At 58.7% G+C, this 22,240-nt stretch carries 21 protein-coding genes; 10 read left to right on the forward strand and 11 right to left on the reverse strand.

Annotation, left to right across the window (positions count from 1 at the left end):
- The 4 genes from C1J05_RS08775 (at position 1) to C1J05_RS08790 (ending at position 3,882) form a co-directional block, all read left to right on the forward strand.
- Positions 1 to 747 carry a HisA/HisF-related TIM barrel protein gene (locus C1J05_RS08775; RefSeq protein ID WP_114869917.1) on the forward strand — a complete coding sequence of 249 codons (747 nt, stop codon included), beginning with the start codon at positions 1 to 3 and terminating at the stop codon, positions 745 to 747.
- A 168-nt stretch (positions 748 to 915) separates the two neighbouring features.
- Positions 916 to 2,178 (forward strand): beta-ketoacyl-ACP synthase II, encoded by a 1,263-nt coding sequence (fabF, locus tag C1J05_RS08780; protein ID WP_114869918.1) that lies wholly within the window; start codon positions 916 to 918, stop codon positions 2,176 to 2,178.
- Positions 2,178 to 3,332 (forward strand): endolytic transglycosylase MltG, encoded by a 1,155-nt coding sequence (mltG, locus tag C1J05_RS08785; protein WP_114869919.1) that lies wholly within the window; start codon positions 2,178 to 2,180, stop codon positions 3,330 to 3,332. The genes fabF and mltG overlap by 1 nt, the downstream gene beginning before the upstream one ends.
- Positions 3,333 to 3,615: 283 nt before the next feature.
- Complete coding sequence (locus C1J05_RS08790) at positions 3,616 to 3,882, forward strand: DUF7742 family protein (RefSeq protein WP_114869920.1); 267 nt, start codon at positions 3,616 to 3,618, stop codon at positions 3,880 to 3,882.
- Here C1J05_RS08790 and C1J05_RS08795 read toward each other — a convergent pair.
- Positions 3,863 to 4,201 (reverse strand): TraR/DksA family transcriptional regulator, encoded by a 339-nt coding sequence (locus C1J05_RS08795; RefSeq protein ID WP_254684746.1) that lies wholly within the window; start codon positions 4,199 to 4,201, stop codon positions 3,863 to 3,865. The two genes, C1J05_RS08790 and C1J05_RS08795, sit on opposite strands and share 20 nt — an antisense overlap.
- Positions 4,202 to 4,288: 87 nt before the next feature.
- Here C1J05_RS08795 and cysE point away from each other — a divergent pair, with 87 nt between their 5' ends.
- Positions 4,289 to 5,098 carry a serine O-acetyltransferase gene (gene cysE / locus C1J05_RS08800; protein WP_114869922.1) on the forward strand — a complete coding sequence of 270 codons (810 nt, stop codon included), beginning with the start codon at positions 4,289 to 4,291 and terminating at the stop codon, positions 5,096 to 5,098.
- A gap of 80 nt (positions 5,099 to 5,178) precedes the next feature.
- Here cysE and C1J05_RS08805 read toward each other — a convergent pair whose 3' ends face one another.
- The 6 genes from C1J05_RS08805 to C1J05_RS08830 all read right to left on the reverse strand — a co-directional run bounded on the left by C1J05_RS08805 (position 5,179) and on the right by C1J05_RS08830 (position 11,659).
- On the reverse strand, positions 5,179 to 6,489 hold the full coding sequence (locus C1J05_RS08805; protein WP_114869923.1) for a pyruvate dehydrogenase complex dihydrolipoamide acetyltransferase: 1,311 nt from the start codon (positions 6,487 to 6,489) through the stop codon (positions 5,179 to 5,181).
- 12 nt (positions 6,490 to 6,501) lie between these two features.
- Positions 6,502 to 7,881, reverse strand: a complete 1,380-nt coding sequence (locus C1J05_RS08810; RefSeq protein ID WP_114869924.1) for a pyruvate dehydrogenase complex E1 component subunit beta — start codon at positions 7,879 to 7,881, stop codon at positions 6,502 to 6,504.
- 21 nt (positions 7,882 to 7,902) lie between these two features.
- Positions 7,903 to 8,892: a pyruvate dehydrogenase (acetyl-transferring) E1 component subunit alpha gene (gene pdhA, locus C1J05_RS08815; protein WP_114869925.1), complete on the reverse strand. Its 990-nt coding sequence runs from the start codon at positions 8,890 to 8,892 to the stop codon at positions 7,903 to 7,905.
- A 127-nt stretch (positions 8,893 to 9,019) separates the two neighbouring features.
- Positions 9,020 to 9,319, reverse strand: a complete 300-nt coding sequence (locus C1J05_RS08820) for an FtsB family cell division protein (RefSeq protein WP_114869926.1) — start codon at positions 9,317 to 9,319, stop codon at positions 9,020 to 9,022.
- A 142-nt stretch (positions 9,320 to 9,461) separates the two neighbouring features.
- Positions 9,462 to 10,355, reverse strand: a complete 894-nt coding sequence (locus tag C1J05_RS08825; RefSeq protein ID WP_114869927.1) for a fructose bisphosphate aldolase — start codon at positions 10,353 to 10,355, stop codon at positions 9,462 to 9,464.
- Positions 10,356 to 10,468: 113 nt separating this feature from the next.
- A complete protein-coding gene (locus C1J05_RS08830; protein WP_114869928.1) occupies positions 10,469 to 11,659 on the reverse strand; it encodes a phosphoglycerate kinase in 1,191 nt (396 codons plus the stop codon).
- 123 nt (positions 11,660 to 11,782) lie between these two features.
- On the opposite strand from C1J05_RS08830, the gene C1J05_RS08835 reads away from it, so the two are divergent.
- Both C1J05_RS08835 and C1J05_RS08840 read left to right on the forward strand, forming a co-directional pair.
- Positions 11,783 to 12,289 carry a peptidylprolyl isomerase gene (locus tag C1J05_RS08835; protein ID WP_114869929.1) on the forward strand — a complete coding sequence of 169 codons (507 nt, stop codon included), beginning with the start codon at positions 11,783 to 11,785 and terminating at the stop codon, positions 12,287 to 12,289.
- A gap of 127 nt (positions 12,290 to 12,416) precedes the next feature.
- Positions 12,417 to 12,959 carry a peptidylprolyl isomerase gene (locus C1J05_RS08840; protein WP_114872217.1) on the forward strand — a complete coding sequence of 181 codons (543 nt, stop codon included), beginning with the start codon at positions 12,417 to 12,419 and terminating at the stop codon, positions 12,957 to 12,959.
- Positions 12,960 to 13,050: 91 nt separating this feature from the next.
- Here C1J05_RS08840 and C1J05_RS08845 read toward each other — a convergent pair whose 3' ends face one another.
- From C1J05_RS08845 to bcp, 4 genes are all read right to left on the reverse strand, one after another.
- Entirely contained in the window at positions 13,051 to 13,563 is a 513-nt protein-coding gene (locus tag C1J05_RS08845) for a bactofilin family protein (RefSeq protein ID WP_114869930.1), read from the reverse strand.
- Positions 13,553 to 14,881 (reverse strand): M23 family metallopeptidase, encoded by a 1,329-nt coding sequence (locus C1J05_RS08850; protein ID WP_114869931.1) that lies wholly within the window; start codon positions 14,879 to 14,881, stop codon positions 13,553 to 13,555. The genes C1J05_RS08845 and C1J05_RS08850 overlap by 11 nt, the downstream gene beginning before the upstream one ends.
- 186 nt (positions 14,882 to 15,067) lie before the next feature.
- Positions 15,068 to 15,880 (reverse strand): ferritin-like domain-containing protein, encoded by an 813-nt coding sequence (locus tag C1J05_RS08855; protein WP_114869932.1) that lies wholly within the window; start codon positions 15,878 to 15,880, stop codon positions 15,068 to 15,070.
- Complete coding sequence (gene bcp / locus C1J05_RS08860) at positions 15,880 to 16,341, reverse strand: thioredoxin-dependent thiol peroxidase (protein WP_114872218.1); 462 nt, start codon at positions 16,339 to 16,341, stop codon at positions 15,880 to 15,882. Before bcp ends, C1J05_RS08855 begins: the two co-directional genes overlap by 1 nt.
- A 68-nt stretch (positions 16,342 to 16,409) precedes the next feature.
- Between bcp and C1J05_RS08865 the strand changes: the two genes are divergently transcribed.
- The 3 genes from C1J05_RS08865 (at position 16,410) to C1J05_RS08875 (ending at position 22,223) form a co-directional block, all read left to right on the forward strand.
- Positions 16,410 to 19,787 (forward strand): YhdP family protein, encoded by a 3,378-nt coding sequence (locus C1J05_RS08865; protein WP_114869933.1) that lies wholly within the window; start codon positions 16,410 to 16,412, stop codon positions 19,785 to 19,787.
- A gap of 9 nt (positions 19,788 to 19,796) precedes the next feature.
- A complete protein-coding gene (queA, locus tag C1J05_RS08870) occupies positions 19,797 to 20,846 on the forward strand; it encodes a tRNA preQ1(34) S-adenosylmethionine ribosyltransferase-isomerase QueA (protein ID WP_114869934.1) in 1,050 nt (349 codons plus the stop codon).
- 111 nt (positions 20,847 to 20,957) lie between these two features.
- A complete protein-coding gene (locus tag C1J05_RS08875) occupies positions 20,958 to 22,223 on the forward strand; it encodes an MFS transporter (RefSeq protein WP_114869935.1) in 1,266 nt (421 codons plus the stop codon).
- Positions 22,224 to 22,240: the final 17 nt, after the last annotated feature.

Genomic DNA, 22,240 nt, shown 5'->3' on the forward strand with positions numbered 1-22,240 from the left:
ATGATTATTTATCCGACAATCGAGTTGCAACACGGCCGCTGCGTGTCGTTGAAACGCGGACGGATCGAAGAGCCGATGATCTGGCATGTAGACCCGGTGGAAACGGCGCGTGGGTATGCCGCTGCGGGGGCAGAATGGATGCATCTGACCGATTTCGACGGAATTGAAGGGCGCGATGAAAACAATGAACTGATCGAACAGATTATCCGGTCGGCGGGAATTCCCGTACAGCTGGGTGGCGGTTTTCGCACAGTTGCGTCGGTCGAGCGCTGGATCGAAAAAGGTGCAGGGCGGATCGTGATCGGTTCGCTGGCCACACAAGATCCGCAGACCGTCAAGGATATGGCAAAACGTCATCCGGACCAGATCGTACTGGCGGTGGATGTGTGGAAGGGACAGGTGATGTCGGATGGCTGGCGTCAGGCCAGTGCCTACACGCCGTCCGCATTTCTGAAATCGTTCGAAAACACGCCTTTTGCGGCGATTGTGGTCACGGATATCGACAGTGACGTTGTCGAGGGTACGGAAGCGCAACTGGGGCTGGTTGCCGGCCTGGCAAGCGAAACGCGTATACCTGTGATCGCTCGCGGCACTGTGCATTCGGTCGATGACATTTCGCGGCTGAAATACGTGTCTGGCATATCCGGTGCGATTGTCGGACGCGCGCTGTTTGACAAGACAATTGATCTGAAAGAAGCGATTGAACTGGCAAGGCCGCAGGCCGAACCGCTTGCAGCGTTCAAGTAACCGCCGGCCAAAAACCATTAGGGCGCAAACCCGTACCGCCCCAGCAAAAAACGCAGGGCAGGTGCCGGTTTGCGCCGGTCTTTGCCATCGGGTCTTGTACCGCCTCTTGCCCCCGTGCCCCTGCGCGGGGTAAGAGCGCAGGAACGTGAAAAGGTAAGAGGGCATTCCATGCGCAGAGTAGTAGTTACGGGGCTGGGTCTGGTCACACCATTGGCGTCTGGCGTAGAAGAAACATGGCGCCGGTTGCTTGAAGGTCAATCGGGCGCGGGAACGATCCAGCGCTTCGATGCCAACCATCTGGCCACAAATTATGCCTGTGAAGTTCCACGCGGAGATGGCAGCGACGGAACTTTCAATGCCGACGACTGGCTGGAGCCAAAAGAACAGCGCAAGATCGACGATTTTATCCTGTTCGGGATCGCGGCTGCTGAAATGGCCGTGCGCGATGCGAACTGGACCCCGGAGGACGAAGAAGACCGGCTGCGCACCGGTGTCATGATCGGCTCCGGCATCGGTGGCCTGTCCTCGATTGCTGATACAGCGGTATTGATCAAGGAACGCGGCCCGCGCCGGGTGTCTCCTTTCTTTATTCCGGGTGCCTTGATCAACCTGATTTCGGGGCAGATCAGCATCCGGTACGGGTTCAAGGGGCCAAACCATTCGGTAGTGACGGCCTGTTCGACTGGGGCGCATGCAATCGGTGATGCAAGCCGGCTGATCCAACATGGTGATGCCGATGTGATGATCGCAGGCGGTGCCGAGGCCGCGATCTGCGAAATCGGAATTGCCGGTTTTAACGCTTGCAAAGCGCTGAGCACGAAACGTACCGATGATCCCACAGCGGCCAGCCGCCCCTATGACACGGACCGCGATGGGTTCGTGATGGGCGAAGGCGCGGGTATTGTTGTGCTGGAAGAATATGAACACGCCAAGGCGCGCGGCGCGAGAATATACGCGGAAATTCTGGGCTATGGCCTGTCGGGGGATGCCTATCACATCACCGCACCTTCGGAATCCGGCGAAGGTGGCGAACGTTCGATGCGCGCTGCGCTGAAAAACGCGGGTCTTGAGCCGGCGGATGTGGATTATATCAACGCCCACGGTACAAGCACCATGGCTGATACGATTGAATTGGGCGCTGTAGAGCGCATGATGGGCGATGCCGCTGCAAATGTGACCATGTCTTCGACAAAGTCGTGCACCGGCCATTTGCTGGGCGCGGCCGGCGCGATCGAGGCTATTTTTTCGATCCTCGCGATCCGCGATCAGGTGGCACCGCCGACGATCAATCTGGACAATCCGGCAACGCAAACGCCGATTGATCTGGCCCCGAATACCAAACGTGAACGCAAAATCGACGTGGCGCTGTCCAATTCCTTCGGGTTTGGCGGCACCAACGCGTCGATTGTCATCGGCAAAGCACCAAGCTGATGTGGCGCAGCGTCGCTTCGAACGGGATTTCGTTTCTGGCAGTGGCCCTGTTCCTGCTGGGCGGCGTCATTTTGTGGGGAAAGTCGCAATACACCGCCGAAGGCCCGCTGGACCAGTCGATCTGCGTGCGCGTGGACCGTGGCAGCAACATGGATATCGTAAGCCGCGATCTGGAAGCCCAGGGCGCGATTTCAAGCGGTGCCATTTTCCGGCTGGGTGCGGATTATTCCGACAAGACACAGGCGTTGAAAGCGGGCAGCTTTCTGGTTGATCCGCATGCGTCGATGGCCGAGATCGTGGATGCAATTACTCGTGGCGGTGCCAGCACCTGTGGAACGGAAATCGTGTACCGTGTGGGCGTGGCCAAGCTGAATGTGCTGGTGCGGGAACTGGACCCGGCGACAAACCGGTTCATCGAACGGGCCGAGTTTGATCCTGCGGAAGAAACCGTGCCGGAAATCTACACGGAAACGAAATCGGACAGTGACACGCGCTTTCGGATCGCGCTGGCAGAAGGCGTGACCAGTTGGCAGGTGGTGGAAAGCCTGGAGGCGATGGATGTGCTGGAAGGCGAGATTGCCGAGGTGCCTGCCGAAGGTATTTTGGCGCCTGACAGCTACGAAGTCGTCAAGGGGACGCTGCGCGAGGATGTGTTGGCCCAGATGCAGGCGGTGCAGGCAGCTCGGATCGACGAAGCCTGGCAGAACCGGAGAGACGATCTGCCGATCCAGACGCCCGAAGAGATGCTGATTCTGGCGTCGATCATCGAAAAGGAAACCGGTGTGGCAGAAGAGCGCCGGCAAGTCGCGAGTGTTTTTGTGAACCGGCTGAATCAGGGCATGCGCCTGCAAACTGATCCGACCGTGATTTACGGCATCACCAACGGAAAAGGCGTTCTGGGGCGTGGTTTGCGCCAGAGCGAATTGCGGGGCGATACACCGTGGAACACCTATGTGATCGACGGTTTGCCGCCCACGCCGATTGCCAATCCGGGACTGGCCAGCCTGCGGGCCGCGGTGGACCCTGATACGACGCCTTTCGTATTCTTTGTGGCCGACGGGACGGGGGGCCATGCCTTTGCCGAAACGCTGGACGAGCATAACCGCAACGTCGCGCGCTGGCGCGAGATTGAAGCCGAACGGGCCAATAACTGATCGGCGCGCCTGGTGCGCCGGCAGAGTCCGTATTTGCGACAAAACGAAGCTGTGGTGGTGTTTCGTCGGAGGTTGATGGGAGTCAAGAAGTTAGTAATTTGTTTATTATACCGTACGCTTAGGGAGGGATGTTCAGGTGAAATGACTTGACTTTTCGCGCGGTGTAATGTAGTAATTACTGCAAGCTGGAAGACATGACAGACGGGTCGGCAGATGAAAATCTGGCGGCCTTTTTTCGTGTCTCTTGTGCGGGGATCATGACGCCTGAGAGGTATGATGCCATATGACAGTGAACACCCCGGATGACGAAATTGCCCGACACGATGCGCTTGTGGCGATGGCCAGAACCGCATTGTCGGAACTGGCCGACCGCCATCGTGCGCGCACAGGGCGGGTGCATCCGTTCTGGGGAAACGGATCGCTGATGGCGGCGGCGCGCGGGCATCCGCTTGCTCCGGAACCGGATTTTGACAATGATAGCTATTGTGCCTGCATGGAACTGGTGTTGCGCGCGCTGGTCGACTGGCGCATCAGCCAGACGCGCAACTGATACACCGGGTGACAGTCGGGTTCAGCATCAGGCGCTTTTCGCCAATCTCTTCGCCACAATCATCGCAATAGCCGAATTCGTTGCTGTCGAGCCGGCGCAAGGCGGCGTGCAAAAGGCTGCTTAACTGCGTGCGGCGGGACTGTTGTGCCTTGGCCATGGCCTGCGCTTGCAGCGCATCCATCCGGCTCAGCCGCCCGACGGCCTGTTGATCCAATGTGACAACGGCCTGCGCGTCCTGACCAAGCGCGTCTTCCTGCGCAAGATCGGCCAGTCGGGTTTCGATCAGGGTGCGGTAACTTTCGCGCCGGGTGTCATTCATGTTTCGGATGGACCCCATCACGGGATTGCAATTTCGTTTTTTGCCTTTAGGTGATATATCATATGTGCAGGAAAAGGACATGATGTGATGGCCGAGACGCGGACAAAACTGGCAAGTGTGGATCCGGTATGGGACCGGATAAAAAAAGAAGCACAGGACGCGGTGCGCGACGAGCCGCTGATGGGCGGCCTGATCCATGCCTGTATTTTGCACCATAAATCCATTCAAAAGGCTTTGTCCTACCGCTTTGCGGCCAAGCTGTCGTCCAATGAAATGTCGCAGGTAATCCTGCGCGAGATTGCGGATGACGCCTATGCCGAATCCCCCGAACTGGTCGCCGCGGCACGTGCCGATCTGATGGCCGTCTATGAACGCGATCCCGCCTGCCACCGGTTTTTGCAGCCAATCCTGTTCTTCAAAGGGTATCAGGCGATGCAATCCTACCGTATCGGGCATTGGCTGTGGCAACATGGCAAACGCGATCTGGCGTATTTCGTTCAAATGCGCGTATCCGAGATTTTCGGCATTGATATCCATCCGGCGGCACAGATCGGGCGCGGCATCATGATTGACCACGCCCATTCCATCGTCATCGGTGAAACCGCCGTGGTCGGTGACAATGTATCGATGCTGCATTCCGTGACGCTGGGCGGCACCGGCAAGGAAGAGGAAGACCGTCATCCGAAAATCGGCAACGGTGTTCTGATCGGAGCAGGGGCCAAGGTGCTGGGAAATATCAAGATCGGTCATTGCAGCCGGATTGCCGCCGGATCGGTCGTGTTGGAGGACGTTCCTCCCTGCAAGACTGTGGCCGGCATTCCGGCCAAGATCGTTGGCGAAGCAGGATGTGACCAGCCATCGGTATCGATGGACCAGATGTTCGGGGTGAAACCCTGACGGATCACGCCATGAGAGAAACGTAGAAAGCGCAGCCAGTGGCTGCGCTTTTTTTTTGGATATTTTCAAACAGAAGAAGATCAGGCGAGCATGACCATCGGGTTTTCCAGATTGTCGACGATGGCCTGCAAGAGTTGCGCCCCAAGCGCGCCATCGATCACCCGGTGATCGACTGACAATGTCACCGACATGACCGTGGCCACGGACAGTTCGCCATCTTTGCCCACCACCGGCTTTTTCACACCGGCGCCAACGGCAAGGATCGCGCCATGCGGCGGGTTGATCACCGCATCGAAATTGTCGATGCCGAACATGCCAAGGTTGGAAATGGCGAAACTGCCGCCCTGATATTCATGTGGGGCAAGTTTGCGATCGCGCGCACGGGTGGCAAGATCTTTCATTTCGGCCGAAAGAGCGGACAGCGATTTCATCTCTGAATCGCGCAGAACCGGCGTGAACAACCCGCCTTCGATCGCGACGGCAACGGCCACATCGGACGGTTTCAGTTTCAACATCCTGTCACCGGCCCAGACCGCATTGGCATCGGGCACCGATTGCAGCGCGAGGGCGCAGGCCTTGATAATGAAATCGTTGACCGAGAGTTTGACGCCGCGCGATTCCAGATCCTTGTTCAACTGGCCTCGGAAGGCGAGCAGCGCATCAAGTTTGATATCGCGGCGCAGGTAGAAATGCGGGATCGATTGTTTGGCTTCGGTCAGGCGGGCGGCGATGGTCTTGCGCATGCCGTCCAGTTTAACCTCTTCATAGTCGCGATCCGCGTAGATTTTCGCAACCGCATCGGCCGACGGACCGGATGCCATGGCAGCGGGTGCGGCAGACGCCGCAGCCTGCGCAGGCGCAGCAGGGGCCTTGGATTTGGCGGGCGCACTGGCATCTTCGACATCCGCCTTGATGATCCGGCCACGCGGACCAGAGCCCGAGATATCGGCAAGGTCCAGACCCTTGTCGGCTGCAATGCGACGGGCAAGTGGGGATGCAAAAACGCGCGAGCCGTCAGATGTTGTCGGGGCTGCCGGTGCTGCGGCTGGCGCTGCGGACTCAGAGTCGGCGGGCGCATCTTTTTCCGGCGCAGCATCGGCAGCTTCCGCTTTGGCCGGGGCCGATGTGTCGATATCATCGGCACTTTCGCCTTCTTCCAGCAGAACCGCGATCGGGGTGTTGACCTTGACCCCTTCACTGCCTTCGGCCACCAGGATCTTGCCGACAATCCCTTCGTCCACGGCTTCGAATTCCATCGTGGCCTTGTCGGTTTCAATCTCGGCCAGCAGATCGCCGGAAGAGACTGTGTCGCCTTCCTTGACCAGCCATTTGGCCAATGTGCCTTCTTCCATGGTCGGGCTGAGGGCGGGCATGAGGATTTCTGTAGGCATGTTGCGCGCTCCTTACCGGTAGGTGACTTGTTTGACGGCGGCGATCACTTCGTCTGTCGTGGTCAGCGCGTGTTTTTCAAGATTGGCGGCATAGGGCATCGGAACATCCTTGCCGGTGCAATTGACCACGGGCGCATCAAGATAATCGAATGCCTGCTGCATGATCACCGAACTGATGTAATTTCCGACCGATCCTTGGGGCCAGCCTTCTTCGACGGTGACACAGCGGTTGGTTTTCATCACCGAATTCAGAATGGTGGTGGTGTCCATCGGGCGCAGGGTGCGCAGATCGATGACTTCCGCGGAAATACCTTCTGCGGCCAGTTTGTCGGCCGCTTCCAATGCATAGGTCATGCCGATGCCAAAGCTGACGATGGTGACATCGCTGCCTTCGCGCCAGATGCGGGCCTTGCCGAAAGGAACGGTGTAATCATCCAGATCCGGAACATCGAATGTGCGACCGTAAAGAATTTCGTTTTCAAGAAATACTACCGGATTGTCGTCGCGGATGGCGGTTTTCATCAACCCTTTGGCGTCGGATGCGGAATAGGGCATCACCACTTTGAGGCCGGGTACCTGCATGTACCATGCGGCGTAATCCTGGCTGTGCTGCGCGCCCACCCGTGCGGCGGCGCCGTTGGGGCCGCGGAACACCATCGGCGCGCCCATCTGGCCACCGGACATATACAGTGTCTTGGCCGCCGAATTGATGATGTGATCAATCGCCTGCATGGCGAAATTCCACGTCATGAATTCCACAATCGGGCGCAATCCGGCAAAGGCGGCACCAGTGGCGATCCCGGCGAACCCGTGTTCGGTGATCGGGGTGTCGATCACGCGCTTGGCACCGAATTCGTCCAGCATCCCCTGCGAGATCTTGTAGGCCCCCTGATATTCGGCGACTTCCTCCCCCATCAGGAACACGTCTTCGTCGCGCCGCATTTCCTCGGCCATGCCGTCACGCAACGCTTCGCGCACGGTCTGGGTTTTCATCTTGGTGCCTTCGGGCCAGTCCGGTGTCAGATCGGCGGCGGGAACCGGGGCAGGGGTGGCGGCCTTTGCCGGGGCCGACTCTTTTGCAGGTTCTTCGGCCTTTGGCGCCTCTTCTTCTGCGGCGGATGCGCTGTCGGGTATCGCCGACGCATCTTCGCCTTCTTCCAGCAGAACGGCGATGGCGGTGTTCACTTTCACGCCTTCGCTGCCTTCTTCGATCAGAATCTTGCCGATCACGCCTTCGTCGACCGCCTCGAACTCCATCGTGGCCTTGTCGGTTTCAATCTCGGCCAGAATATCGCCGGAATTGACGGTATCGCCTTCTTTGACCAGCCATTTGGCCAATGTGCCTTCTTCCATCGTTGGTGAAAGGGCGGGCATCAGAATTTCGGTTGCCATTGCTTAATCCTCCTCGGCCCTTCAGGCGTAAATATCTGTCCAGAGCTCGTCCAGATCGGGCTCGGGGCTGGTTTTTGCGAATTCGGCCGAGGCGTTGACCACCGCCTTGATCTCTTTGTCGATCGCTTTCAGATCGTCTTCGGTGGCGTGTTTGCCGGTCAGCAGAAGCTCGCGAACCTGTTCGATAGGATCGCGCTCGTCGCGCATTTTCTGAACCTCTTCGCGGGTGCGGTACTTGGCCGGATCCGACATCGAATGGCCGCGATAGCGATAGGTTTTGATTTCAAGAATATAGGGGCCTTTACCGGCGCGGCAGTGCGCCACAGCCTTCTCGCCGGCTTCCTTGACGGCCAGAACATCCATGCCATCAACCATATCGCCCGGAATGCCGAACGCTTCGCCGCGATGATAGATATCGGGCGACGAGGTCGAGCGTTTCTGTGATGTTCCCATGGCGTACTGGTTGTTTTCGATGACAAAAACCACCGGCAATTCCCACAACGCCGCCATGTTGAAGGTTTCATAGACCTGCCCTTGGTTGGCAGCGCCATCGCCGAAATAGGTGAACGTCACATTGTCGGTACCGCGATATTTGTCGGCAAAGGCGATACCTGCGCCCAGGGGAACGTTCGCGCCCACAATGCCGTGACCGCCGTAAAAGCGTTTGTTTTTGCTGAACATGTGCATCGAACCGCCCTTGCCCTTGGAATAGCCGTCGATGCGTCCGGTCAATTCGGCCATCACGCCGTTCGGGTCCATTCCGCAAGCCAGCATATGGCCGTGATCGCGGTAGGTTGTGATACGGCTGTCGCCTTCCTTGGCGGTGGCCTCAAGCCCGACGACAACGGCCTCTTGCCCGATGTACAAATGGCAGAAACCGCCGATCAGACCCATGCCGTAAAGCTGTCCGGCCTTTTCTTCGAATCGCCGGATCAGCAGCATATCCTTGTAATAGGCTTTCAGTTCCTCGGTGGAAACGTTTGGTTTCTTTGTTGTTTTTCGGGCGGCCATGGCTGCGCTCTCCCTTATCTGCACAAATAGTTTAGCGTTAAACTATCTAATAACGGATTCAGGATTAAGACGCGAGTGCCAATATGACGCGCCGTCACTTCATCGCACTTAAGAGGTTACGCAGTCCTTAGCGGATCACGATTTCATCGGGACGCAACAGGCCCAGAACGGAACGCGCCTGTTCATCCAGAAGATCAAGATCAAGATAGGTGTCGGACAGGCGCAGCGTCAGGTTTTCCATCCGCGCGACATCCAGTTGCAGTTTCGCCAGTTCAACCTTCAGATGATCCGCCTCGGCCACGATTTCGGCGCGACGGAACAATCCGAAATCACCCTGCACTGCTGCAAAGGTAAAATAGATGCACAAAGCAAACGAGATTGCGAAAAAGATAAGAACGCCAAGGGCGGGGCGGGATGCGCGTGTCACTGAATATACTGCCTACGAAAACGTCTCTTGCCGGACGGTAAATGCACTATGGCACAGGCGATTCGCGTTGTGAATCCCCTAATTGTCAAAAAATTAAGACAAGCAAAGGCTTGCCGTGTTTTCGGGGCATCTGCGCCGTGCTTCAGCCGGCAACCGACGCATCATAGATGCTTTGGATTGTCGCGTTGAGCGTATCGTTGAACTCGGTGTCGGATTGCTGGGCAGACAGGCCTTCGGTCAGCGCACGCGAAAAGCTGGCGATCACGCCGCTATTGCTGGCCAGACGCGCGTTTGCCTCTTGCCGCGAATACCCGCCCGAAAGCGCGACAACCCGCAGCACGCGCGGGTGATCCACCAGCGGCTTGTACAGGTTCGCAACCTCGGGCAGCGTCAGTTTCAGCATCACATCGCCCCCGTCAGGCAGCGCATCAAGCTGGGCCAGAATCTCGTCCCGCAGGATGGTCTCGGCGGCGCCCTTGTCCGTGATCGAAATCGTGACTTCGGGCTCGATGATCGGCACCAGTCCATGCGCAATGATCTGTTTGCCGATCTCGAACTGTTGGGCCACGTTGGCGCGGATGCCGGTGGCCGAGGCCGCATCGATGACCGAACGCATCTTGGTGCCGAAAATGCCGCCCTTGGCCGCGCGCGCAAGCAGTTCGTCCAATCCCGGCATCGGTTTCATCAGGCGCACGCCGTCAGCTTCGTCCATCAGGCCCTTATCGACCTTCAGAAACGGGACAACACCGCGATCCTGCCACAGATAATGCGCGGTGGGCTTGCCGCCCATTTCACGATCCATCGTGTTTTCAAACAGAATGGCGCCCAGAATGCGTTCTCCGGTAAAGGCGGGCGCGTTGACGATCCGGGTGCGCATGTCGTGGATCAGGTCGTACATTTGCGCGTCACCGGAATAGGCATCTTCCGATATACCGTACAACGCCAGCGCCTTGGGTGTTGATCCGCCGCTTTGGTCCAGTGCTGCAATAAAGCCTTTGCCGCTGCGGATCTGATCTGTCTGTTTCTGGTCTGGCATGTCTGACGTTACCCAATACTCGTTTGAAATAAGATTTCCGGTTAAAGACATTCAATAGGCAGTTGCGCGGAGCGTTGCAATTCAGTTAGCGCGAACACAGTGTTGCCGGTGTGTCAGGCCATTAACGCAGCCACACCGGGCAGTGTCTTGCCTTCCATCCATTCCAGAAACGCTCCGCCCGCGGACGAGATATAGGTGAAATCGGCCGAGACACCGGCCTGATTAAGCGCGGCAACCGTATCGCCACCACCCGCCACCGACACCAGTTGACCGGCCTTGGTCAGATCAGCGGCCTTTTGTGCGGCAGCATTCGTGGCCGCATCAAAGGGGGGCAGTTCGAACGCGCCCATCGGGCCGTTCCAGATCAGGGTGCGCGCCTGTTCGAACGTGCCCGCAATCAGGGCGACGGTATCCGGTCCGGCATCCAGAATCATGGCATCGGCGGGGCAGGCATCCGCCGGAACTGTCTGGTGCGGTGCATGTGCGGCAAAGTTCTGGGCCACAACCACATCGACGGGCAGGATAATTCGGCATCCCGCCGTTCTGGCGTCTTCCAGAATCTCGCGCGCGGTGTCGGTCATATCGCGTTCGGCCAGTGATGTGCCGATCTCTTTGCCCTGCGCGGCCAGAAAGGTGTTGGCCATGCCGCCACCGATCACCAGGTAATCGACCTTGGTCGTCAGATTGCCCAGCAGTTCCAGTTTGGTTGATACCTTTGCGCCCCCCACCACAGCCACAACAGGGCGCTGGGGCTGACCAAGTGCTGCATCCAGCGCCTGCAATTCGGCCTGCATCAACCTGCCGGCACAGGCGGGCAGCAAACGCGCCACCCCCTCGGTGGATGCATGCGCGCGGTGCGCGGTTGAAAATGCATCGTTACAATAGACATCCCCCAAACGCGCCATTTCAGCGGCCAGATCGGGATCGTTCTTGGTTTCCCCGTCATAGAACCGGGTGTTTTCAAGCAATAGGATCTGGCCATCGGGCAGGGCGGCCACGGCCGCTTCGGCCGCCGGGCCACGGCAATCGGCCACAAACATGACCGGGACGCCAAAGGCGGTTTCCAAGGCGGGCACCAGCTGTTGCAGCGACAGGGCCGGATCTGCTGCGCCCTTGGGGCGTCCGAAATGTGACATCAGAACCGGCTTGCCACCCGCGCGCAGCACATCCGAGATTGACGGCACAAGCCGCCGGATCCGCGTATCATCCGTCACTACGCCGTTTTCAAATGGAACATTCAGATCGACGCGCATCAACACGCGCTTTCCACCAAGCTCCATGTCATCCAGTGTTTTCCAGCTCATGCTTTGTCTCCGATCCCTTTGGTGGCCGGTTTTTGCGGCATTTGCCACGTTCGTCAATGGGACACTTGGCAATTGGGGCTGCGCGGCATAGGTAAATGCCAAACCCAAGTACAGGAGCGCCCGATGGCCGAGATAAAAGACCCCGAAAACACAATTCTGATGGAACTGAAGGACGGAACCGTCACAATCGAATTGCTGCCCGATGTGGCCCCCAAACATGCCGAGCGCATGAAGGAACTGGCACGCAGCGGTGCTTATGACAACGTCTGTTTCCACCGCGTGATTGATGGCTTCATGGCGCAAACCGGCGATGTGGCGAATGGCAATATGGAATCCGGGTTCAATCTGCGTTCGGCCGGAACCGGCGGTTCCGATCTGCCCAATCTGCCTGCCGAGTTTTCCAAACTGCCCCATGATCGCGGCACATTGGGCGCGGCGCGTTCTGCCAACCCCGACAGCGCCAACAGCCAGTTTTTCATCAACTTCAAGGACAACCATTTCCTGAACGGCCAGTACACCGTTTATGGCCGGGTGATTTCGGGCATGGAACATGTCGACGCCATCGTAAAAGGCGAACCACCTGCAAACCCCGACCGGATGGTCAGCGTCAAGGTCGCGTCAGATGCGTAAGACATTTCTGTGGCTGGGCATGTTCCTGTGCGCAGGCGTCGGGATCATTCTGATGTTCATGGTGTTGCGCGCTGGCCCCGTCGCGGTGGATGCCGGTCCGGTGATTGCATCGCAAGGCTCGGTTGATATGCCGGAACCCAAACCGGGGGCGGCCGTGGATTGGGACCAGCCCGGCCCCTATCTTCAGATTGCCGTCGCCGGAGAGTCCAACGGTGTGATCACCATTGATCTGGCCGAAACCATCGCGCCATTGCATACCGCGCAGATCGTCGCGCTGGCACAGGAGGGCAAATACGACAATGTTGTCTTCCATCGTGTCATCGAAGGTTTCATGGCGCAAACCGGTGACGTGGAATTTGGCAAGCTGGGTCAGGATATGCGCAACGCCGGCATGGGCGGATCACAGCGCGGAAACATTCTGGCCGAATTTTCCGAAGTGCCGTTTGACCGCGGGATCGTTGGCATGGCGCGCAGCCAAAGCGTTGACAGCGCCAACAGCCAGTTCTTCATCATGTTCGATCAGGGGCATTTCCTGAACGGTCAGTACACGGTAATTGGCCGCGTTACCGACGGGATGGATGTGGTGGATGCAATCAAACGCGGATCGGGGCAAAGCGGTGCTGTCACCGGTCAGCCCGATGTGATGCAGGCCGTGCGCGTCGTGCAATAATCACAACGGGCGATCAACCGCCCTGACAGGAACAAAAAAGGCGCCGGAGCATGCAATGCCCGGCGCCTTTTCTTATGGGGTGTTCTGTCGCTTAAGAGCTTTTCGCAGCCTGCGCGGGTGCCGCCGACGGCGGGGTGGGCGCGGGGGCGGATTTGCCCGAGTTCAGCGGATCGTCCTGACGTTGGACAGACCCTTCGAAATGCGCACCGCTTTCGATCGCGATTGTCTTGTGGATGATGTCGCCCTCGACGCGGGCTGTCGATGTCAGGCGCACTTTCAAGCCGCGCACGCGGCCAACGATGCGACCATTGACCACAACATCGTCGGCAATCACTTCGCCTTTGATGGTCGCGGTTTCGCCAATGGTCAGAAGATGGGCGCGGATATCCCCTTCAACAGTGCCTTCAACCTGGATGTCTCCGGTTGTTTTCATGTTGCCGGTGACATGCAGATCCGCCGACAGAACCGATGCGGGCGGTTTGGCCTTCGGGGCCGACGCCTTGAACTCGTTCTGGTTCTGGGAACTTGCAGGCGCTTCCGGAGCTGCAGGTTTTGCGGTATCGGCCTTTGGGCCGGGTTCGTTGATTTTGCTTTTAGAAAACATCGTTTGCAGCCTTGATATAGATCATTGGGTTGACGGCTTTGTCGCCTACACGGACTTCGTAATGTAAGTGAGTACCTGTAACACGTCCAGACGCTCCCATATCACCAATACGTTCCCCGCGCGAGACCCTTTGACCAACATTTACCCGCAATTTCGACAGGTGCGCATAGCGCGTTTCAATTCCGAATTCATGCCGTATTTTGACCATACGACCATATCCTGCGGACCATCCGGAATGCACCACAACACCGTCCGCCGTTGAATAGATCGGCGTGCCTGTGCTTGCCGCAAAGTCAACGCCGCTGTGCATGCGCCGACCGCCGGTTTTCGGGTCACGGCGATAGCCGTAGCCGCTGGTGAATCGGAAGGCGGATTTGACCGGCGTGGCAAAGGGCGCTTTCTGCGCGGCGATCCGGTAAAGGTTAAGCTGATCCATCTGGTTCAAAAGCCGGTTGGCGCGCATCGTGTCAGGCGAAAGTTCGTCGCTGCGCGTCGAGAACGACAGCGGGGTCAGGGGGCCGCCCTGACCGGAATAGCCGCGCCGGACCTGTTCGATGATACGATCTGTCGGCAAGCCCGCAGCGCGGAACATTTTGTCCAAAGGGGCCACGGAAACTGTCATGGCTTCTTCCAGTTGGCGGAATATCTGGTCGTTCTGCTCTTCCATCAGGGCGATCTGAAACGCCATTTCATCCGCCTTGATCAATGCATCCTCTGCATCGGCGATAACCTGATCGCGTTCTTTTGCCGTTTCGGCAAGTGCCGTGGCCAGCAATTCGGTTGGTGCGATTGCGCCGGGATTGGCCGCCACCAGTGCCGCAACGTTTTCTGTCTGGTCTTCCAGGGCCGTCACTTGCGCGCGGGCCGCTTCACGATCCTGCATGGTCTGGCGCAATGTTGTCTGGATCACCTCGATCCCGGTTTCTAACTCGCGGCGGCGCGTTTCCGAAGACAAAAGTTCGGATTGCATAACCGATATCTGGTCCAGTGCCGCGTTGAACCGTTCCTGTGCGGCCAGCGCTTCTTCGGCGCGGGCATCGCGTTGTCCCGACAGAACATTCAACCGCGCCTCATAGGTGCGCTGATCGCGCTTGGCCTGTTCGCGGAAATTGCCCGATCCGATGCTGTCCATCAGCAAAATGGCGGTTGCAACTATGGCCCAGGCGATGATCGCCGCGCTTCCGGCGAATGCCAGAACCTGTGTGCCGGATTTAAGACGGATGAACCGGGTGTCGGTATCCGATTTCAAAAACAGCCGGCGTTCCGGAAAATAGTGTTCAAGAATCGCATGTATGCGAATTGCGAGACGCGTTCTCACCCTGTTATCCTTGTCCCATCCCAATGGCGGTGGTCCGTCGCCTCTGGGGGATAACGGCACCTTGCAAGGTGCATAGCCAGCCGTTTCCAATTGGGCAAGTCAGTTGGCCAATTGTGCCTTTTCAGCCGGTCGATTCATGCCGATCCGGCAAAAAATCGCCGATAGCAAGGGCTTGGAACGCAACTTTCAGGTGAGTTCTTCGGTCAGCGGCCAGTAAAAATCAGGCGGAATTCCGGCTTCCGCGCGTTTTTCTTCGTTGAAAGGCGGCTTCAGCAAGCCATGAAAATATTGCCGTACCAGCGCGTGAAAGGCGACTTTGGGATCCTTTTCGTGGCGTCCACACAGGAAATGGAACCATTTCGATCCATAGGCCACATGCGCGACCTCTTCGGCATAAATGGTGTTCAGGGCGTTGACTGCGCTGTCGGCCTTGGCCTGTTCGAACAGCTTGATCATGCCCGGTGTCACATCCAGTCCGCGCGCCTCGAGCACCATGGGAACAACTGCCAGCCGCCCGAACAGGTCATTCGCCGTATCATCGGCCGCGCGCCACATGCCGGCATGGGCAGGCAGCGCACCATAGTGGCTGCCCAATTCTTCCAGGCAATCGCACATCAGATTGAAATGCTTGCTTTCTTCATCCGCCGCCTTGACCCAGTCATCATAGAATCCGATGGGCATCGGCGTGTCGGTGTACCGCGCAATCACATCCCAGTGCAGATCAACCGCGTTCAGTTCGATATGGGCCACGGCATGCAGCAGGGCAATACGCCCTTCGGGTGTGCCGGGGCGGCGTTTGGGCACATCGCGCGGCGCGACCAGTTGCGGTGTGTCAGGACGGGCCGGGTGATCGGGCGGGCTGGCGCGCCCGATGTCGGGCGCTGTATCCTGCGACCTGGCGGCAAACCATTCGGCGGCAAAACCGCGGGACAGGGCGGTTTTTTCCCGCCCGTCCGCAGTGTTCAGAACTGCCACGGCCATTTCGGCAAGCGGGCGCATCACAGCGCGCGCGCCGCTTCCAGAACCTCTTCCATGTGGCCCGGCACTTTGACCTTGCGCCAGACGCGCGCGATCCTGCCATTCCCGTCGATCAGAAAGGTTGTGCGCTCAATGCCCATATAGGTTTTGCCGTACATGTTCTTTTCTTTCCAGACGCCGTAATCTTCACAAACCTGTCCGTGTTCGTCCGACAGAAGCGGGACGGTCAGATTGCGCTTCGTCGCGAATTTCTCATGGCTGGAAATGCTGTCCTTGGATACGCCAAAGACCTGTACGCCCGCCTGTTCGAACGTGGGCATCAATTCCGAAAAGCCGATGGATTCCTTGGTGCATCCCGGCGTATCATCGCGCGGATAGAAAAACAGCACGACCGGCGCGGGCCGCAGCGCTGACAGGGTGATTTCATGCCCCTGACCGGCAGGCAGGGTAAAATCGGGGGCGGTGTCGGACAGATCGGGCATTTCAAGCTCCACATAAGGCTGAGAAAAAGTGAATTTCATATTAGGGCGCGGCGGACAAGAATAAAGACATGACATCCCCGACGCCGCACGAAACCGATAGCGCACCGCCGCATCCGGCCCGCCCCAAGCGGCGGCGCCGTGGCATGGGCCTTTGGTCTTTGCTGAGTTTCGTCGTGGTGCCGATGATGGCGGTGGTGCTGTTTGTCGGGCTGACAGGGCGCCCGATCACAGCGCCCGACTGGCTGCGCGACCGTGTTCAGACCCGCATAACAACGCAGGTTCCCGGCCTGTCGGTCGGCTTTGGTGAGATGGTTCTGACGGTTGAACGCGGATGGCGCCCCAGCGTGCGTTTGCGCGATGTGCGGTTTCAGGATGCATCCGGTGCGCCGATTGCCAGTGTCGCCGATCTGACCGCCAGCCTAGCGATGCGGCCGCTGCTGGAGGGTCAGGTTCAGCCCAAGCGTATCACCGCAAATGGCGTAACAGCCAATTTGCGTCGGGGAGAAGATGGGCGCATTACGCTGTCACTTGGGCAGAACGTTGTTCCGGCGCGGCAGGCCTCCAATCTGGGGCAACTGATCGAACAACTGGACAGTGTCCTGACGCTGCCGGCCTTGCGCGCATTGGTCAACGTGGATTTGCGCGCGCTGACATTGCGCTATGAAGACGTGCGCAATGCGCGCGCCTGGACGGTCGATGGCGGACGCCTGCAAATGGACCGGAACGCCGATAATCTGCGCCTGTCGGGCGATTTTGCACTGCTCAGCGGCGGGGCCGAGGCCGCGACGCTGGCAGTGAACTACGACAGTCGCATCGGTGATATCGAGGCGCAGTTCGGCGCGACAATCACCAACGTTGATGCGGGTGATATTGCCGCGCAGGGGCCGGCTTTTGCGTGGCTTGATGTTTTGCAGGCCCCGATTTCAGGGGCGTTGCGCGGGCAGGTGTTGCCTGACGGGCGATTGGGGCCTTTGAATGCCACGCTGCAAATCGCAACCGGCGTTGTCCAGCCCAACGACCAAACCCAACCAATCCCGTTCGATGCGGCGCGCACCTACTTTACCTATGACGCTGCCAGCGAAACCATCCGGTTCGATGAATTGTCGGTTCAAAGCAAATGGGTGACGGGGCGCGCCGAAGGCGTCGCCACACTTCTTGGGGTGCGCAATGGCCAGCTTGAAGAAATGGTGGCCCAGTTCGATCTGTCCGAATTGGTGGCAAACCCTGCCGCCCTTTATGAAACCCCGGTGAGCATCGACAAGGCGCGCATGGATTTGCGGCTGCGCCTTGATCCGTTCGAACTGACCCTGGGCGAGGCATTTGTGTCTGATCGGGGCCGGTCTTTGCGGTTGTGGGGGGATCTGGCTGCTGATCAGCGTGGTTGGGAACTGGCACTTGAAGGCGCGTTGGATGCCGTTTCGCCCGACCGCCTGCTAGAACTGTGGCCCCGTACAGTCGGTGACAAAACCCGCACATGGTTGGAAAACAACCTTTTGGCCGGGGATTTGTCCAACATCGACCTGTCGTTGCGTGCCACGCCCGGCACCCGCCCGCTGGTGCATCTGAATTTCGATTTTGATCAGGCCGATATCCGCTTTGTCAAAACCATGCCGCCGATCCGTGATGCGGCGGGACATGCCAATATTCTGGGCAACCGCTTTACTCTGGTGGCTGACAGCGGATTTGTGCAGGCTGATCAGGGCGGGCGGATCGATGTTGCGGGCACGTCGTTCATCGTGCCGGACATGACAATCAAACCCGGCGCGCCTGCGGTGGTCAAACTGCAACTTTCCAGCACTGTTACCGCCGCCTTGTCCTTGCTGGACAGTGATCCGTTGAACGTGATGACCAAGGCGAAGCTGCCTGCGACAATCGCGGACGGGCGCGCGCAACTGCAAGGTACGCTGGCCCTGCCTTTGCGCAAAGGGCTGCAGCCGGAAGACGTGCAATACAATGCAACCGGTGTAGTGTCCTCTGTGCGCAGCACCACGCTTGTTCCCGAGCGGGTTCTGGCCTCGGATGCGTTGAAGATTGTCGCGGACAACGCTTCGGTTGCAGTGTCCGGTCCCGGCCGGATCGGCGCAGTGGCCTTTGACGGCACATGGCAGCAACCCATCGGGGTCGGACCCGGCGCAGGCAGCACCTTTACCGGAACCGTGGAATTGTCCGAACAAACGATCGACGAATTCAATATCGGCCTGCCGCAAGGGGCTGTGACCGGTGCGGGGCTGGCAACCATCCGCGTGGGCCTGATCCCTGATCAGCCGCCGACACTTGATTTGCGATCCACACTGCAAGGCATCGGGCTGTCCATTCCGCAGATCAACTGGCGCAAATCCCCGTCGCAAAGCGGATCGTTCGAACTGGCAGCCGTGTTAGGCAAACAGGCCGATGTGTCACGGATCGCGATTGATGCAAACGGCCTGTCCGCGACGGGGCGCATCACGTTGCGGGATGGCGGCGGCATGGACAGCGCATCGTTTACCAGCGTGAAGATCGACGATTGGCTGGATGCGCCCGTGGTGTTGACGGGCAAGGGCGTTGGCACTCCGCCCGATATCGACCTTGGCGGGGGAAGTGTTGATCTGCGCCGTGCCGATTTCGGCGCGCCATCGGGTACTGAATCGGGCGACCTTTCGCTGACGCTGGACAGGTTGCAAATCAACGACGCGATCACGCTGACAGACTTTCGCGGCGGGTTTGACACAACGCGCGGGATGGATGGCAGATTTGTCGGCAAATTGAACGGCGGCACCGAAGTGGCCGGGCAGCTTGTTCCCCAGAACGGGCGGACGGCGATGCGCCTGACCAGCACAGACGCCGGCGGGGTGTTCCGGTCTGCCGGTTTTCTGAAACAGGCGCGTGACGGCGATCTTTCGCTGACGCTGATGCCGGTCGGAGAGGCCGGAACCTTCGACGGATCACTGCGCGTGACCGGCATCCGCATAAAGGACGCGCCGGTGATGGCCGAATTGCTGAACGCGATGTCGGTTGTCGGCTTGCTGGAACAACTGGGCGGGCAGGGCATCCACTTCAGCGAAGTAGACGCGCAATTCCGCCTTACGCCTTCCCAGATTATCGTCACCTCCGGGTCTGCTGTTGGCCCGTCCATGGGGCTGTCGCTGGACGGGATTTATGCGCTGGACAGCAATTCGATGGATATGCAGGGCGTCATCACGCCAATCTATCTGCTGAACGGGATCGGCAGCGTCCTGACCCGCAAAGGCGAAGGCGTTTTCGGTTTCAACTATGCGCTCAGCGGCAACGCGCAGTCGCCCGATGTCTGGGTGAACCCGCTGTCGGCGCTGACACCGGGTATGTTTCGCAATCTGTTTCGCAAGGCGCCCCCCGTTGTCGAGACACTGGATGGCAGCCCTCCGCCCAATATTGCCGCAGAACAACCCGCCGCGCCGGAACCGGTTGAAGATGACGATCCGGGGCGTTAGCAGGCGCGTATGAAACTGTCTGATTTTGATTTTGATCTGCCCGATGCGCTGATTGCCACCCGTCCGGCCACACCGCGCACATCCGCGCGGCTGTTGGTGGCATCCGGAGACCGGATCACGGATGCGCAGGTGCACGATCTGGGCACATATCTGCGCGCGGGTGATCTGCTGGTTCTGAATGACACCAAGGTGATTCCTGCGCGTCTGTCGGGCATCCGAAAGCGGGACAGCGCCCAGGGCCAGACCAAGGCACGCATCGAAGTGACGTTGCTTGAGCCGGCGGCAGACGGCACTTGGTCGGCTTTGATCAAGCCATTGAAAAAAGTGCGCATTGGCGAAACGATTGAATTTCCGCTTGGACTGACCGCCACTTTGACGGGCACCGGTGACGGGCAGGGCCAGTTGCAGTTCAACCTTTCGGGGGATGATTTCGACCACGGGCTTGCCGCCGCCGGAGCGATGCCGCTGCCCCCTTACATCGCAGCCAAACGCCCCGCTGATGAACGTGACAAGACCGATTACCAGACCGTGTTTGCCCGCAATGTCGGAGCGGTGGCAGCACCTACTGCATCCTTGCACTTTGATCAGGCCTTGCTGGCGCAGTTGCAGGACATGGGGGTGCGCTTGACCTATGTCACGCTGCATGTGGGGGCGGGAACCTTTCTGCCGGTCAAGGTGGATGATGTCACCACCCACAAGATGCACGCCGAATGGGGGCAGGTCAGCGCAGAAGCCGCGGCAGCCATTGCGCAAACCAAGACGGCAGGGGGGCGTGTGATCCCGGTGGGCACCACCGCGCTGCGCCTGATCGAAAGCGCGGCGCGCGAAACCGGCAGTGTCGCACAATGGCAGGGGGACACCGATATTTTCATCTATCCGGGCTTTGCGTTTCGCGTGACCGACGCGCTGATGACCAATTTCCATTTGCCGCGATCCACGCTGATGATGCTTGTTTCCGCCCTGATGGGGCAAGACCGGATTGCGCGCATCTATGAACATGCCATATCGCAAGGCTATCGTTTCTTTTCGTACGGGGATTCGTCACTTCTTATCCCGTGAAGGCCAGTTGCGGCGATTACACCCCCGTTTAGGTCGCTGCTGACCAACCCACACACTGTCCTGTCGCGCACTAGGGGGCAGGGCACACTTTAAACCGGTATCGGACAGGTTATGTTGCAAGTTCTTTCCAATTCCTGGGCGCTTTTACTGGGTATGGGCCTGTTGATGGTCGGCAACGGCATGCAGGGCACGCTGTTGGGCATCCGTGGCGAGATCGAAGGGTTTTCAACCCTTGAGATGTCATTTGTCATGTCGGCTTACTTTGTCGGGTTTCTGGGCGGGTCGCGCATGGCTCCGTGGATGATCCGCCGTGTTGGCCACGTGCGTGTGTTTGCCGCGCTGGGATCGTTCATTTCCGCCGTGATGATCCTGTATCCGACACTGGCCGACCCCATCGCCTGGTCCATCGGGCGCATTGTGATCGGGTTCTGTTTTTCCGGCGTCTATGTCACGGCTGAAAGCTGGCTGAACAATGCGGCCACCAATGACAACCGCGGCAAGGCCTTATCTCTTTACATGATCGTTCAAACGGCAGGGATCGTGGCCGCGCAAGGCCTGTTGCTGACAGCGGACCCGTCCGGTTTTGTCCTGTTCGTGATCCCGTCGGTGCTGATTTCAATCTCGTTCGCGCCGATCCTGCTGTCGATCAGCCCGACACCGGCCTTTGACACCACTAAACCGATGAGCCTGAAAGAAATCATGAAGATTTCGCCCCTTGGATGCGTGGGTATGTTCTTGTTGGGTGGGGTATTTTCGGCCCAGTTCGGCATGGCACCGGTCTACGGGGCCGAAGCCAAACTGAGCGTGCCGCAAATCTCGATGTTCGTGGCGATGTTCTTTGTCGGATCGGTTGTCGCGCAATATCCGATCGGCTGGATTTCGGATCGTATGGACCGACGCAAACTGATCATGATCGTTTCGATCATCGGGGCGGTCGGATCGACCATGGGGATGATGCTGGGCGCGAATTTCACATTGCTGCTGACATCCGCGTTTGTGATTGGTGGCATGTCCAACCCGCTTTATTCGCTTCTGATCGCGCACACCAATGATTTTCTGGAACACGAAGACATGGCCGCCGCATCGGGCGGGCTTATTTTCATCAACGGGCTGGGCGCAATTGCCGGCCCGCTGATCACCGGTTGGATCATGGGCCAGATCGGGCCGGGCGGGTTTTACCTGTTCACCGGCGTACTGTTTGTCGCGATGGCGCTTTATGCAGCGTATCGCATGACACAGCGCCCCGCCGTTCCGGTTGATGAAACCATCGGATACACCCAGATGTCGCCGACCACATCGCCGGTGGCACAGGAATGGGCCATCGAAACCGCCATCGAAGAGGCCATTGAAGAGGCAGAAAGCGACAATGCGGCCTAAATGTCGCGATTATTGCA

It is taken from the genome of Sulfitobacter sp. JL08, from assembly GCF_003352045.1.
In the GTDB taxonomy this organism is placed as follows: domain Bacteria; phylum Pseudomonadota; class Alphaproteobacteria; order Rhodobacterales; family Rhodobacteraceae; genus JL08.